At 45.5% G+C, this 14,400-nt stretch carries 12 protein-coding genes; 8 read left to right on the top strand and 4 right to left on the bottom strand.

Annotation, left to right across the window (positions count from 1 at the left end; translation table 11 throughout):
* Positions 1–293 precede the first annotated feature (293 nt).
* The gene (locus QT998_RS17655) at positions 294–2,096 is read left to right on the top strand and encodes an Rqc2 family fibronectin-binding protein (protein ID WP_333116635.1); all 1,803 of its coding nucleotides are present in this window, start codon (positions 294–296) and stop codon (positions 2,094–2,096) included.
* Positions 2,097–2,659: 563 nt separating this feature from the next.
* On the opposite strand, the gene QT998_RS17650 is transcribed toward QT998_RS17655, so the two are convergent.
* Positions 2,660–4,720 carry an iron uptake porin gene (locus tag QT998_RS17650; RefSeq protein WP_333116695.1) on the bottom strand — a complete coding sequence of 687 codons (2,061 nt, stop codon included), beginning with the start codon at positions 4,718–4,720 and terminating at the stop codon, positions 2,660–2,662.
* A gap of 416 nt (positions 4,721–5,136) precedes the next feature.
* On the opposite strand from QT998_RS17650, the gene QT998_RS17645 reads away from it, so the two are divergent.
* The gene (locus QT998_RS17645; protein ID WP_333116639.1) at positions 5,137–6,300 is read left to right on the top strand and encodes a glycosyltransferase; all 1,164 of its coding nucleotides are present in this window, start codon (positions 5,137–5,139) and stop codon (positions 6,298–6,300) included.
* A gap of 63 nt (positions 6,301–6,363) precedes the next feature.
* Here the strand turns inward: QT998_RS17645 and QT998_RS17640 are convergent, their stop codons facing one another.
* Positions 6,364–6,558 carry a hypothetical protein gene (locus QT998_RS17640; protein WP_333218090.1) on the bottom strand — a complete coding sequence of 65 codons (195 nt, stop codon included), beginning with the start codon at positions 6,556–6,558 and terminating at the stop codon, positions 6,364–6,366.
* A gap of 117 nt (positions 6,559–6,675) precedes the next feature.
* Here QT998_RS17640 and QT998_RS17635 point away from each other — a divergent pair, with 117 nt between their 5' ends.
* From QT998_RS17635 to QT998_RS17615, 5 genes are all read left to right on the top strand, one after another.
* Positions 6,676–7,407: a sugar transferase gene (locus QT998_RS17635; protein WP_333116644.1), complete on the top strand. Its 732-nt coding sequence runs from the start codon at positions 6,676–6,678 to the stop codon at positions 7,405–7,407.
* A gap of 227 nt (positions 7,408–7,634) precedes the next feature.
* Positions 7,635–8,666, top strand: a complete 1,032-nt coding sequence (gmd, locus tag QT998_RS17630) for a GDP-mannose 4,6-dehydratase (protein ID WP_333087447.1) — start codon at positions 7,635–7,637, stop codon at positions 8,664–8,666.
* A gap of 234 nt (positions 8,667–8,900) precedes the next feature.
* Complete coding sequence (locus tag QT998_RS17625; RefSeq protein ID WP_333087446.1) at positions 8,901–9,845, top strand: GDP-L-fucose synthase family protein; 945 nt, start codon at positions 8,901–8,903, stop codon at positions 9,843–9,845.
* 401 nt (positions 9,846–10,246) lie between these two features.
* Positions 10,247–11,071: a peptidoglycan-binding protein gene (locus QT998_RS17620; RefSeq protein ID WP_333116646.1), complete on the top strand. Its 825-nt coding sequence runs from the start codon at positions 10,247–10,249 to the stop codon at positions 11,069–11,071.
* Between the two features lie 153 nt (positions 11,072–11,224).
* Positions 11,225–11,836 carry a Uma2 family endonuclease gene (locus QT998_RS17615; protein WP_333116649.1) on the top strand — a complete coding sequence of 204 codons (612 nt, stop codon included), beginning with the start codon at positions 11,225–11,227 and terminating at the stop codon, positions 11,834–11,836.
* A 53-nt stretch (positions 11,837–11,889) separates the two neighbouring features.
* On the opposite strand, the gene QT998_RS17610 is transcribed toward QT998_RS17615, so the two are convergent.
* Entirely contained in the window at positions 11,890–12,228 is a 339-nt protein-coding gene (locus QT998_RS17610) for a hypothetical protein (protein WP_333116652.1), read from the bottom strand.
* Between the two features lie 142 nt (positions 12,229–12,370).
* Positions 12,371–12,979: a hypothetical protein gene (locus QT998_RS17605; RefSeq protein ID WP_333116655.1), complete on the bottom strand. Its 609-nt coding sequence runs from the start codon at positions 12,977–12,979 to the stop codon at positions 12,371–12,373.
* Between the two features lie 463 nt (positions 12,980–13,442).
* Here QT998_RS17605 and QT998_RS17600 point away from each other — a divergent pair, with 463 nt between their 5' ends.
* On the top strand, positions 13,443–14,357 hold the full coding sequence (locus QT998_RS17600; RefSeq protein WP_333116658.1) for an NB-ARC domain-containing protein: 915 nt from the start codon (positions 13,443–13,445) through the stop codon (positions 14,355–14,357).
* Positions 14,358–14,400: the final 43 nt, after the last annotated feature.

Here is a 14,400-nt window from a genome sequence, read left to right as displayed (position 1 = left end):
TTCTTCTTTTATTTAAAAAGTCATTACAAAGCGTGTCTGTAGCTTCTAAGAATGGTGAATTTATCTCAAAATATACTCACCACTGATGAACAGTGTTCAATAAGAGGTGTTCCCCCTGCTTAATGGATCGATCGCGCAACAGTATACCTTTGTTCGATCGCAAACGAGCTGTTGTTATAGCATAGATATGCTTTCCCTTCCAGCTCGTTTCCAAACTTTGATTCGATCGGTAAAATACGACCAATATCTGTCAGTATAGAAATACATATTCGATCGATCGCAAAGAGGCCACCGTGCAACCCGTAGACTTTACAACTTTAACCGCAGCTTGCAGCGAACTGCGAGCCCAATGGCTGCCAGCGCGCCTAGAACAAGTCTACCAGCGCGATCGATTTACCGTGTCCCTGGCCCTCCGCACCATGAAAGGGCGCGGCTGGATAGACCTTTCCTCCCATCCAACAGCAGCCCGCATCTGTGTCGGCGACCCCCCGCCCCGCATTCCCGACACCTTCACCTTCAGCGAACAACTGCGCCACCAACTGTGCGGCTTAGCCTTAGTTTCCATCGCCCCCGTGTCCCCTTGGGAAAGAGTCATCGACTTGCAATTCGCCAAACGTCCCGGCGAAGGAGCACTTTGGCATCTCTACGCCGAAATCATGGGCAAATACAGCAACATCATCCTCACCGCCAGTGACAATCTCGTTGTCACCTGCGCCCACCAAGTCGGCATAAAACAATCCAGCGTCCGCCCAGTCCAAACCGGGCAACCCTACGAATTGCCCCCTTCTTTGACCGATGCAGTGCCAAGCGCGATCGAACCTCAAAACCGCTGGCAAGAACGAATTAGCCTGGTTCCCGGACAATTAAAGACCAATCTGTTGAAGAATTACCGAGGGTTGAGTAAAAACTTAGTAGTGTCCATGATTCGATCTGCCTCTTTAGACCCCGAACAATCCACCGACAGCCTCAATCCCCACCAATGGCAGCAACTATTTCAGCGCTGGCTGTACTGGTTGCAATGCCTAGAAAACTCCAAATTCCAACCCAATTTGACCCCCGAAGGCTACAGCGTCATCGAGTGGCCAAAACCCGACGAAAAACAGCCAGAATCTGAATCTGAAAAGGAATCTAATTCCCCCAATCTGTTACATCAGCTACATCCGCTACAAAATCCGCTGCCGAACTCTTCCGTCCAAGAATTACTCAACAGCTACTACACCGGCGAAATCAACCAACAACTATTCGCCCAACTGCGGCATCAACTTACCCAAAAACTCAACAACATCCTCGCAAAACTGCGCCTCAAAGCCAACACATTTAAAGAACGCTTGCAGCAATCGGCAGGCGCAGACATCCACAAATCCCAAGCCGACTTGCTAATGGCAAACTTGCAGCATTGGCAACCAGGAATGAAATCAATTTCCCTCCCCGACTTTGAAACCGAAAAACCAATTACCATTCCCCTAAACCTAGAAAAAAACGCCGTTCAAAACGCTCAAGCAATCTACAAAAAACACCAAAAACTTAAAAGAGCCCGCATAGCAGTAGAGCCTTTGTTAGCCGCGGTACAAGAAGAAATCGACTATTTGGAACAAGTCGAAGCCGCGCTTTCGGTACTCGAAACCTACCGCAACACCCAAGATTTGCAAACCCTCGCCGAAATTCGCGAAGAACTGATCCAGCAAAAATATCTAGTTGTACCAGATTACCGTGGCAGTGACAAAAATGCTGCGATCGAATTTCACCGCTACCAAACCCCCAGCGGCTTTGAATTATTAATCGGGCGCAACAACCGCCAAAACGACCAACTCACTTTTCGTACCGCCACCGACTACGACTTGTGGTTCCACACCCTAGAGATTCCCGGAAGTCACGCCTTGCTGCGTCTGACACCCGGTAATGTCGCCCAAGAAACCGATTTGCAATTTGCGGCCGACATGACTGCATACTACAGTCGCGCCCGCCACAGCGAACAAGTTCCCGTGGTTTATACAGAACCGAAATATGTATATAAGCCGAAAGGTGCAAAACCTGGTATGGTTGTCTACAAACAAGAGCGGATTGTCTGGGGCAGACCGCAGCAAGCCCCCGCATGATTATGATGTACGCGGTGACAACTAAAAGACAATAAGTTCGATCGTTCCGACTTCAGTTTTCCAACAATCCGAGGACTAAATTCCTCACTACAAACCTCAAAAATCTCTATTCAATGTAAAGTTGTATTACAAAAAAATAAATTTTGTTGCAAAAGTACCGCTTAAGAGAGATGATATCTGTCTTAGAACCCGCTGCAAAGAAACGTGCAACTCGGGTTTCCTCGCCGTGAGAAAAACACTGTGGGAAAAACAACGGATTTAACTATTTGTGCAGACCAGCTTTAGCTAAAGCTGGTCATTTCTGTTGAAACAAAACACAAGATTGCCCAAATTGCCTTTCTATCTGGAAATTATCTGCTATAGCGTGCGTTATCTGCCTGAAATTAACGGTTGACTTATTAAATTATCAGCGTCAATCAGTGTTTGTACGCTGGAAATATGCGGTTAACAGAGCGAATATTGATGCAATGCAAGTTTAAAGATTTACACTACCACTATCAATCTAATTAGAGCTTATTTCAGCGCAAAAAAAGGTGCGGGGGCGCACCTTATACATACAACTCCTAGAAAGTAAACGTCGTTCTGATGACTCCAATCACCAAATCAGAATTATCATTATTGTGATCCGGAGCAGTCAGCCAAATCACACCAGGAGTGACGGAAATATTGTCGCTCAACTTAAACTGATAGAAACCTTCAATGTGCAGCGAAGTATCCTTATCTTCCGGTAAACTCCGATTAGTAGAACTCGTCACGCGAGGCTCCATACCAACCAGAATTCCCGCCACATTTCCTTCTTTCAACAAATCAGGAAAAGCCAAAGTAGCTGCCCAGTTCCAGATTTTTTGGTCTCCCCGCTGCACAGAACCAGTAGGAGTAGCCAAGTTCGATAAAATGCGCTGGTTGGTGTAACCCGCCCAACCGCCAAGAGCAATTCGGCGACCAAGTTTCAACGAAGCTTGCGCGCCGTAGGAATTGCTAGAAACAGGCAGATTGCTATCGCTGTCAATTCCGAAGGAACCGAGACGCGCCGGGAAATTAGAAGCATTGCTCCCCGTACCGGTCACGAAATTGTAGGAATTAACGTAAGTTAAACCTATAGCAAAGCTGTCGCTCGGTTTGAAAGTCAACTGAGCCAAACCGCCGTAAGAACCGTTGAACAAACCGTTACCCCGCGTCGGGTTGGCGGCGTTGCCGGCCAAATATCCTAAACTCAGTTCGAGTTTTTCCCCAAACTGATGCCGCAGAGCGATGCCAGAACCGCCAGTCAAATAGTAAATCGGGTTGCGAGTACCGAAGTTGGAAAGAGCGCCACTACCGCCATCTCCGTCAAAGTAAGGGTTGACTGTGTTGGTAAAATCATCAGCAGCGCCGGCGTTGGCTTCTAGAATTACAGTAGTGTTTTTGCCTAGAGGGAATTGGTAAAGCAGCGCATCTAAACCAACAGTATTGCTAGCCTCGCCGAAAGGCCCGGCATTAAACCGCAATTCCCCTTCAGCGGTTTTGGTATTGTTAGTAGAAAACGAACCTAAATTCAAAACTTGCAGTCGAGTTCTCAGCAAGTCTTTACCTGAGAAACTCGTATCAAAATTGAGACGAACCCTGCTACCAAAAGCTGTGGTTCTATCAGCTTTGCGGCCTTCAGCATCATCTCCGGTGGCGATACCGGTCACAGCAAATACCACTTCGCCGTTGAGTTTAGTAGTAGTCGAAAACTGATTTGCTTCTAATTCAGAAGTGCGCGCTTCCAAAGCATCGACGCGACCGCGCAAAGTTGCCAATTCCGCTGCAAATTCTTCTTGCAACCTTTGGATAGAAGCTAAATCTTCTTTGGTTGCTAAATTTCCCGTACCACCTCTAATCAGTTCGGTAACTTTATCCAAACAGGCGTTTAAACCGGCTGCGAACTCGTAGCGAGTCATGGCTCGGTTGCCGCGGAAAGTGCCGTCAGGATAGCCAGCTATGCAACCGTAGCGCTCTACTAAGGATTGCAAAGCTTGGAACGCCCAATCTGTGGGGCGCACGTCGGACAGTTGCGAAACTGAGGTTACTTGGCCGGCTGCATCTTCGCTGTCTTCTGCGCTGTATTGGTTGATTTGTTCTAAAAGATTTGATTGCGCTTGAGGTTGGGTGCCCGGAGGGGTTGATTGGGAAATCTCCTCGGGTTGTGCGGCAGGTTTTTCGGCGCTTAAATTGGTCGGTGCGGCGGGTGGCGTGGCGCTTGTGTTGGCGGGCGCGACTGCGGGGATTTCCTCTGCGACAGGTTGTTGGGCGCTTAAGTCTGCTGCTGCAACTGCGGGTTGGGTTTCGCTTGTGTCTGCTGCAACTGGGTTTTCCGGTGCTTTTGTCTGTTGGGTAACTGGGGTTACTGTTGCTGCTAGGTTTTCTTTGTCAATAGTTTCAACAGTTAAGTTAGTGGCTAGTGACGTTGGTTCGGCTGTCACGGCTGCTGTTTCAGGCTGTGCTTGCTCGATGGCAGCACCTGCTAATTCTAATTGATTGGCTTGAGCTACCGGGGCTATTTCTACAGGTTGCTCTGCTGCTAGGGCTGTCGAAGATACTACTAAACTTGCTGCTAATACAGCAGGACTGACTAAAAGTCCTTTCCACAAAAATTTGGACATTTTTTCCTCACACCACGTTAGTTCGATCGCCCGTTCCGAAGAGTTAGCCGATCGCAAATCCTTTACACTATTGCCCCTAATAGTATTTTTTGTCAACAATCTGGCGAATCGTTGCCGCACTAGGCAATTTGGCCAGCCCCAAATTTGACAAAAACCTCGTTGATTCCCAAAATTCTTGGTTTGAACTATCCCAAAAAATGGGTACAAACACCCCACGCTGGTGAGACTCCTGTTCGAGCTCCCAGATTAATCCGTGGAGTAAATCTCAAACTTGTTCGCTCGCGAAGTCGAAGAATCTCAAATCGAGTCGCCTACGTAGAAACGCGGTTAATGGCTCGATACTGCGTCAGTAATCTCTCGGTAAGACTAATATTGACAGAACTGGCGCTAATAAATCGTTCGATCGACTACATAAAGTGAAAAAACTCAAATACGCCCTAGTTCATGAATGGTTGACACCCTTGGCTACCGGCGGTTCGGAACTCGTAGTGCAGGAAATCCTCAAATACGTAAATGCTGATGTCTATGCCCTCATCGACTTTGAATCAGCCAATCCCGAAAGCTATCTTTTTCAAAGACAGATTGGTACAACATTCTTGCAGGGCTTTCCTGCAGCCCGCAGCGGCGTGCAAAAATATTTGCCATTTCTGCCCGTCGCGATCGAACAACTAGATCTGCGAGCCTACGACATCATCCTCTCATCATCCCACGCCGTCGCCAAAGGCATCCTCACCAGCCCCCAGCAACTGCACGTATGCTACTGCCACACACCCATGCGCTACGCTTGGGACTTAACTTTTGACTACTTACGTAATAGCAAAGCCGGACGGGGCATCTTGGGCCTGATGACGCGATATTTGTTGCACCGACTGCGGCAGTGGGATGTAATTTCCGCCAACCGCGTCGATTATTTCATCGCCAACTCCCAACACACGGCGCGCCGAATTTGGCGGTGCTACCGGCGGCGCGCTGAGGTAATTTATCCGCCGGTAAATATCGATCGATTTGCCTTGCTGGAGCAAAAACAAGATTTTTACGTGACAGTTTGCCGGTTGGTAAGTTACAAAAACGTAAGTGCGATCGTCCAAGCATTCAATCAACTCGGGCGCAATCTAATTGTCATCGGCACCGGCCCAGAATTAGAAATGCTCCGGCAAATCGCCAAACCCAACGTACAATTGCTCGGCCACCAGCCCGCCTCCGCAGTCGAAAAATATATGGCCGAGGCAAAAGCCTTTGTCTATGCAGCTTGTGAAGATTTTGGCATAGCTTTAGTAGAAGCTCAAGCTTGCGGGACACCAGTAATTGCCTATGCAGCAGGCGGCGCTTTGGAGACAGTGCTCGACATTCGCCAACACCCAGAGACGGGGACAGGTTTATTTTTTCCCTCCCAAACCGCAGCAGGATTAATCGAAGCTGTCAAGGAATTTGAGCAGTTGCAAGGCAAATTTTCCCCGGAAATGGGACGGTTGCGCGCCTCCGGGTTTGCCCCCGAAGTCTTTGAGCAGCGCTATCTAGCTTTTGTGGAACAGTGCTATCAGGAATTTCAATCCCGCGATTTTACCAAGTCTGAGAGTTGAGAGGGGGAGAGAGGGAGAGTGGGAAAATATTCCATAATTGCTTCCGAAGCCCTCAAAACCTCTCTAAATAAGTACCTTGTCTATTCTTCCTTCTTCCTTCTTCTTTCTTCCTTCTTCCCGCGATTTTACCAAGTCTGAGAGTTGAGAGGGGGAGAGAGGGAGAGTGGGAAAATATTCCGTAATTGCTTCCGAAGCCCTCAAAACCGCTCTACATAAGTACCTTGTCCATTCTTCCATCTTCCATCTTCCATCTTCCATCTTCCATCTTCCATCTTCTGAATGCAGAAAATTGAGTATTGGAAACATAATTCAGAGAACAAAGCGTCTTGAGGCTTTATGATCGAGACTGTGTGTGGTGTGAAGTGAAGGAGTAAGATGACTGCCGACAGCCAACTAATCTCCGTTAAGGTAATTCGAGCGATCGCGAGACGCGGTTTTGGGCCTGTCCTCGACGGAGACAGACGCATAACTCGTTCTCTACAGAGTCTCGACGGAGAATTTTTCAAGCGGCTATTTGATATCCTGTTTTCCTCATCGGTTCTGCTCCTGTTTGCTCCGGTTTATCTGCTTTTGGCTCTTTCGATCGCCTTAAGCTCGTCCGGGCCTATTTTTTACGTACAGGAACGAGTAGGCAAAAACCGTAAAATGTTTTATTGCCTTAAATTCAGAACGATGGTGGAAAATGCGGACGATATATTGCTGGAAATCATGGAAAAATCCCCGCATTTGCGTCAAGAGTTTGAGGACAATTTCAAACTCAAACAAGACCCTCGAATTACCTGGATTGGAAGATTTTTACGAATGACCAGTTTGGACGAATTTCCCCAGTTTTGGAATGTTTTAAAAGGAGATATGAGCGTCGTCGGGCCGAGACCTCTAGTTGAAGAAGAACTGCCGAAATACGGCCGTCACATCAACAAAATTCTCACCATCAGACCTGGAATTACAGGCTTGTGGCAAGTGTCCGGTCGCAACGACATTCCCTATCCCCAGCGAGTCCAAATCGACCTCTATTACGCCAAGGACAAAAACCTTTGGATGGATATGTGGATTCTTTTCAAAACAATTGGAGTTGTGATTTTTCCCAAAAATAACGGCGCATATTAATTATTGTCCGCAGTCAGCAATCGGTAGTTAGTTTTGTTTGTTACTGGCCGCTGATGCTGACTACTGACAGCAAGTGGCAAACTCTTTGTCAAAACATTCACCTTTTGTTGATGACGATCGCACAATTGTGAGTTAATCTAGAGCTTGAGAATACGATCGCCAGGGAACAACATCCTCTGGCCCGAACGTCCCAAATTAATTAACACAGCCTGTAAAAGGAAAATCAGATGACGCAACGCAAGCGAGCGCTAATAACAGGTATTACAGGTCAAGACGGCTCCTACTTGACCGAATTACTTTTAGATCAAGGATATGAAGTTCACGGCATTATCCGGCGGAGTTCTAGTTTCAATACCGATCGCATAGATCACATTTATGTCGATCCTCACAGCGCGGACGCACAGTTATTTCTGCACTACGGCGACTTAACCGACGGCACTACTCTGCGCCGGATTTTAGAAGAAGTTCAGCCGGTAGAAATTTATAACTTAGGCGCTCAATCCCACGTCAGAGTCAGTTTTGACTCGCCGGAATATACGGTTGACACAGTAGGAATGGGAGTATTGCGCCTGCTAGAAGCAATTCGGGACTACCAGCGCCGCACGGGCATAGAAGTGCGGTTTTATCAAGCAGGTTCTTCGGAAATGTTTGGTTTGGTGCAGGAAGTTCCGCAGAAGGAAACAACTCCTTTTTATCCCAGAAGTCCCTACGCCTGCGCTAAAGTTTACGCTCACTGGCAAACAGTAAATTATCGCGAATCTTACGGACTTTTTGCCTGCAACGGCATCTTGTTCAACCACGAATCTCCCCGTCGCGGCGAAACTTTTGTAACTCGCAAAATTACTCGCGCCGTTGCCAGAATTGTCGCCGGCAAGCAGAAAAAGATTTACTTGGGCAATCTCGATTCCAAGCGGGACTGGGGCTATGCTAAAGACTACGTGCGGGCAATGTGGCTGATGCTGCAACAAGACAAACCGGACGATTATGTCATTGCTACTAACGAGACCCATTCGATTAAAGAATTTCTCGATTTAGCCTTTAATTACGTCAATTTAGATTGGCAAAAATATGTCGAGTTTGACGAACGCTACTTGCGTCCGGCAGAAGTGGAACTGTTGATTGGCGATTCAACTAAGGCGCGGCAGCAGTTAAATTGGGAACCGTCTGTAACTTTTGAAGAGTTAGTGCATTTGATGGTAGATGCTGACATCACAGCTTTAGAAAAGCAGGAACGAGGTTCTGGTAACGGATTTGATTGATGCGGCGAAACTAAGCAGTCACCGCGACTGCTTGACAGCTATTTTCGTTCAACAAAATTGGTAGTTGGGCGATCGCTCGTCCTAGTTGAGTTAATGTAGATCCACTAGGGCGAGTTTGGTTATATTTTTACTGAGCAGGAAAAACAAGCGCGATCGCTCCAAGTTGTGTAGCGGTGGCATTTTTAGACAGAAAATTGTCGATCGACCTTTATTGAAAATCCCGAGGATCAAATTATGACAAGCTTGGATTTAAGCAACAAGCGCATTCTAGTCACCGGTGGCGCGGGTTTCCTAGGCCGTCAGGTAATCGACCAGTTAGTCAAAACAGGGGCGGATGCTGATAAAATTTCGGTAACGCGATCGCGCGACTGCGACCTCCGCGTCATGGAAAACTGCAAGCGCGCCGCCGACCAACAAGACATCATCATACACTTAGCAGCCCACGTTGGCGGCATTGGTTTAAACCAACTCAAACCGGCAGAACTATTTTATGACAATTTAATGATGGGCGCGCAACTAATCCACGCAGCCTACGAAACAGGAGTCGAAAAATTCGTCTGCGTCGGTACCATTTGCGCCTATCCCAACTTAACCCCAGTTCCCTTCAAAGAAGACGACCTGTGGAACGGATATCCCGAAGTAACCAACGCACCTTACGGAATAGCAAAAAAAGCCTTATTAGTGCAACTGCAATCCTACCGCCAGCAGTACGGATTCAACGGTATCTACTTGCTACCAGTCAATTTGTACGGCCCGGAAGATAACTTTGACCCGAAAAGTTCCCATGTAATTCCTGCATTAATTCGCAAAGTCTACGAAGCCCAAGAAAGGGGAGACAAAACACTGCCAGTTTGGGGAGATGGCAGCCCCAGCCGCGAGTTTTTGTATTCCACAGATGCAGCGCGGGGAATTGTGATGGCAACTCAATCTTATAATCAATCTGACCCGGTTAATTTGGGAACAAATAGTGAAGTTAAAATTCGCGATTTAGTGGAAACCATTTGCGAATTGATGGGATTTGAGGGAGAAATTGTTTGGGAAACAGACAAACCGAACGGTCAGCCGCGCCGCTGTTTGGATACCCAAAGGGCTAAGGAAAGGTTTGGTTTTGTGGCAGAAGTGGGCTTTAAGGAAGGCTTGAGAAATACGATTGATTGGTATCGAAAACACGCAGCGTAAGTCGGAAAAACTGGTTTCTTGAAGAAGCCGGTTTTTTTTAGGAGGCGTTGCTGATTCGCGGTATGAATCAACTTTTCATTTGATGTTACAAAACCGATCGTACTTGGTTTATAAGAATTTGAAAATCTTTATTTAATTCATAGGGTTTCCGGCTGCATCGTCAGGTTATAAATTAGAGGGTAATTCATGAATTATTTTTACAAGTCACCACCGATATCGGTGCAATTTTCAGTTGTTCGATTCACAGTCAACAGTCAACAGTCAACAGTCAACAGTTAACATCATGAGGAGTGCAACCGGAATTGATATCATACCAGTATTCAGCAACGCCGGAGAATCATTGTTCTGATATAATCGGAACCAAAAATTAATTTACCGATAGTATTAAAGGAAAACAGGTTGTGCAAACTATAAAATTAGGTGCATCGGGTTCCGATGTTGTTAAACTGCAAAAACGCTTGCAGGAGTTAGGTTTGAATCCAGGAAGTGCAGATGGTCAATTTGGGCCAAAAACTGAAGCATCCCTTAAACAGTTTCAAAGCAATCAAGGGTTTTTGGCTGACGGAATTGCGGGCCCGAAAACGCTAGCTGCTTTGTTCCCCGGAGAACCTTTGCGGTTGTCACTTTTATCAGACAGGGCGATCGGGCTAATTTTAGAATTCGAGGTTGGCGGCGGGCGGGAATATTACGAAAAGCTGTTGCAGCGTCCAACTTGGCCGGAAGCAGCATCGGGAATTACGATCGGCATCGGTTACGATTTAGGTTACAACAGTGTAGAAGTTTTTAACCAAGATTGGTATCAATTAGGAGATGCAGATCAAAAACGTTTGAGTAAATGCTGCGGCTTGAAAGGAGAAGCTGCAAAAAGCCGTTTAGCTAGCGTGCGAGACATTCTTATTTCTTGGGAATTAGCGTGGGAAGTTTTTAATATTGTAACTATCCCGAAATTTTACAATTTTACTAAAGAAGCATTTCCCGGTTTTGAAGAATTGCCGCCAGATGTTCAAGGTGGATTGGTAAGTTTGGTGTTCAATCGCGGCACGAGTATGGAAGGAAACCGCCGCCGGGAAATGCGTGCAATCCGGGATTTAGTGCAGAAAAAAGATGTGAAGGGCATTGCTGAACAAATCCGGGAAATGAAACGGATTTGGGTGGGTACGAGTATTGCAAGAGGTATCAACAGGCGGCGGGATGCGGAAGCGGATTTAATCGAGCAAAGTGCTTAGATTGATCGGCTCAGAGGTCATTTCATCTGCCGCTAATAGGGCGTAAGATTAAATGAACCGCTTCGCCTAACGCGGCTTCGCGGTTCGATCGTTCTATGATATAATAGGAATAGCTCGAATTAAATCATATAAAATTGACATTTTGTAATAGCCATGATTGCCGATCGCACTTCAAATTATATCTCCCCGGAAGAGTATCTGAAGTTAGAAGAAGTCAGTCCCCTCAAACACGAGTATATTCAGGGCGAAACCTATGCAATGGCTGGTGCAAGTGACGCTCACGTGACAGTTGCCGGCAACTTATTTGCTCTTTTGAGAAATCACGTGCGGGGTAGTGGCTGTCGCGTTTATATGTCCGACATGAAAGCCAGGATTGAATCGAAGAATATTTACTACTATCCTGACGTGATGGTAACGTGCGATGAACGGGACAAATCATCTCAATCTTTTAAAAGATATCCTTGTTTAATTGTCGAGGTGTTGTCTAATGGTACTGAAGGATTCGATCGGGGCGATAAGTTTGCTGACTATCAAGAATTAGAAACGCTGCAAGAGTATGTGTTAATTAGCCAAAAACGTGAGCGGGTAGAGTGTTTTCGCCGTAATGCTGAAGGGTTGTGGGTTTTGTATTCCTATACTCAAGGCAGCGAAATTCACTTGGCTAGCGTAGATTTTCGCACAGGTATTGAGGCTATCTATGAGGATGTAATTTTTACTAAGGAAGATTCAGAAACAGAAATTGACGAAGTGCGATCGAGGGGATAAATGGAAAGTGCGATCGCACCTCAGTTAAGGAAGAGCGATCGCTTTTGATATATTTAAAATGCCAGCAAGAAAGCGGCGATCATTTGTAAGATATGGATGACAGACTCAATAGACAATCCCAGTGAGCCGGCCAAGGAGCCGATCGCTGTCGCTATTTCCGTAACACCGGCACCTGAACTGATTAAAGCTATCAACTGGCTCATAATTTCAATAACAGCGGGTACGCTAGTAACCAAGCCAAACAGAGCCGCAACAGAACCAGCTCCAACCTCAACATAATCAGCTCCAGCCTTGAGAGCTTCGAGTAGTCCCGTGAGCTGCGCGATCGCGTCTGGGCCTTGGGTGTGAATGTAATTTAAAATTTGTGTGATTGCTGCTACGAGTGCATCCATACTTATTTCCTTTTAGGGTCAAATACCTACGATAAATCAATACTCTTAGTCAACTAGCTGAAAAAGCAGTTCAAAAAATAGTCTTATCATTTCTAACAAACTCAAATCATTTCTCATCTTGGTTCCTACATTATTCTGCTTTTTAATTCAATATGTTAGATAAAATCAAGATTTTAAATAACCAGCCACTCAAAAGTAACATGACTGAAACTGCAAAAGCAGCAGCATTTTCGGGAATTCCCGAAATCTTGTGGCATCCCGTGTAAATCATTAAAACTGTGTAAGTTATAGCCACAACCATAACTATAACGATAATTTCAAGATTCGTTATTCCTAAAAGACTACTCATTAATAGCAATAATGACGCAGGAACTAAAGCGACACCAGCAATGAATATATCCCCTTCAAAGCTGCCATATCCCCGAAATAGTTTTCGCGTCAAAAAACTAGCCCCTGCTATACTCAAAAAATTAGCAACGCTGGCAAGTATCAAATTAAATAATGAGCTATCGATCGAAAATTGTGTTAAATATTTTTGGCACGCGAATACAAAGCAAACTACATAGGCTATTCCAAAAGCAATTCCAACTCCTAAAGCACGTTCCTTGCCTAACCCTTGAAAAAAAACTGGAAGACCGCCAACAGGGTTAATTAGAAAAATTTTTAATCCTTGGATAGCGTCATTAAGAGTGGATTTAACTTTGCTTGCGACTTCACTAGCCACTTCATTTGGATTTTCTTTTTCGTTCATGATTAATTAGTGCTATAAGTATTTTTGTGTTATATTTTGTTGCAAAAAAGCCATAAAATATTTTTTTGACTCTTACAGCATTATGCAAAGCCAGTTGATTTATTAACTTTTCCCAGTAATTTTTCTCACAATTTTTCTATGCTTATCAATGACATCAGCCACCTCTTTGACTGTCTCCTTTTGTTCTTGCGACAGCGGACATTTTAGCTTAGGTTCTCTTTTGGGTTGGTCAGCCATGAGCTTAATACTCCAATGTTGTGCTATATTTCATTAGCGGAAAATGCTCGCTTATCTTTGGATAATATCATTATATTCACAGTGATATCCAGTCATAAAACGTCAGACAATGTAAGTTGTTGTACCTGACGCTAACTCTCAAAAAAAGTCAAATGTTGCCATCCATGTCATAAAATGTCATAAAATAGCAGGTATAATAAGCAAAACCCCTAAACTTAAGTCACCGATGGACGTTAAAGAAGTCTTGAGATTTGCCGATGACCTGGTTTTCGCTAAGACGGGAGAACATTTGGAGGATCTGCAAGAAGCTATCCTGGGGGGTGTATGGGAAGGTCAAAAATACTCTCAAATCGCAGAAGCATCGCATTGTAGCGAAGGTCACGTCAGGAATGTAGCTTCAAAATTATGGAAGCGTTTATCAAATGTCTTAGGTGAAGAAGTTACTCCATCGAATTTACGCTCGGCACTTGAGAGACGACAATTATTCATCGTATCATCAAATTTTGGCAATGATTTTCTACACATTGGTAACGTCAATGTTTGTACAGATACCCAAGCTTCAGAAATTCAAAAAACCCGATCGCCCTCAGCCCCCACCTCAGACACATCCCAACCTCAAACCAGACTAGACTTAGCAGACGCACCTCATATTTCATCATTCTGCGATCGCACATCCGAACTCGCCACCCTGGAACAATGGATCGTCCAAGAAAAGTGCAACCTCGCAGCAATATCAGGAATAAGCGGCATTGGCAAAACCGCACTTTCCCTCCACCTCATCCCACAAATTCAGCATAACTTTGAATGCGTCATCTGGCGAAGTCTCCGCCACTCCCCACCCTTAAAAACAACCCTAAAAAATCTCCTAAAATTTCTCTTAAATAAACCCGAAATCGAACTCCCTAGCAGCATACCCGATCGACTTTCCTTGTTAATGGAATATCTGCGAAAAAACCGCTGTCTCATTATCCTCGACGACGTGCAAACCATTCTCAGCAGCGGACAATTAGCAGGAAATTACCGCCCCGAATGCGAAAATTACAGCATCCTCTTCAGACAAATCGGAGAAACAACCCACAACAGTTGCTTAATTCTCAATAGTTGGGAACCACCCAGAGAAATTACCGCATTAAAAGAATAAAAATCACCAGTTCGCAGCTTACAACTCAAAGGCATAGGTGCAG

Source organism: Microcoleus sp. S1D4, assembly GCF_036700765.1.
GTDB lineage: Bacteria > Cyanobacteriota > Cyanobacteriia > Cyanobacteriales > Microcoleaceae > Microcoleus.
The sequence above is the reverse complement of the archived record's forward strand: the minus strand, read 5'-3'. Positions and strand labels throughout refer to the sequence as shown.

Excerpts from the sequence above, each read along its gene's own strand:
- QT998_RS17635 (WP_333116644.1), top strand. The coding sequence starts at position 6,676 with ATGACTGCCGACAGCCAACTAATCTCCGTTAAGGTAATTCGAGCGATC.
- gmd (WP_333087447.1), top strand. The coding sequence starts at position 7,635 with ATGACGCAACGCAAGCGAGCGCTAATAACAGGTATTACAGGTCAAGAC.
- QT998_RS17610 (WP_333116652.1), bottom strand. The coding sequence starts at position 12,228 with ATGGATGCACTCGTAGCAGCAATCACACAAATTTTAAATTACATTCAC.
- QT998_RS17625 (WP_333087446.1), top strand. The coding sequence starts at position 8,901 with ATGACAAGCTTGGATTTAAGCAACAAGCGCATTCTAGTCACCGGTGGC.
- QT998_RS17605 (WP_333116655.1), bottom strand. The coding sequence starts at position 12,979 with ATGAACGAAAAAGAAAATCCAAATGAAGTGGCTAGTGAAGTCGCAAGC.
- QT998_RS17650 (WP_333116695.1), bottom strand. The coding sequence starts at position 4,720 with ATGTCCAAATTTTTGTGGAAAGGACTTTTAGTCAGTCCTGCTGTATTA.
- QT998_RS17600 (WP_333116658.1), top strand. The coding sequence starts at position 13,443 with ATGGACGTTAAAGAAGTCTTGAGATTTGCCGATGACCTGGTTTTCGCT.
- QT998_RS17615 (WP_333116649.1), top strand. The coding sequence starts at position 11,225 with ATGATTGCCGATCGCACTTCAAATTATATCTCCCCGGAAGAGTATCTG.
- QT998_RS17640 (WP_333218090.1), bottom strand. The coding sequence starts at position 6,558 with ATGGAAGATGGAAGATGGAAGATGGAAGAATGGACAAGGTACTTATGT.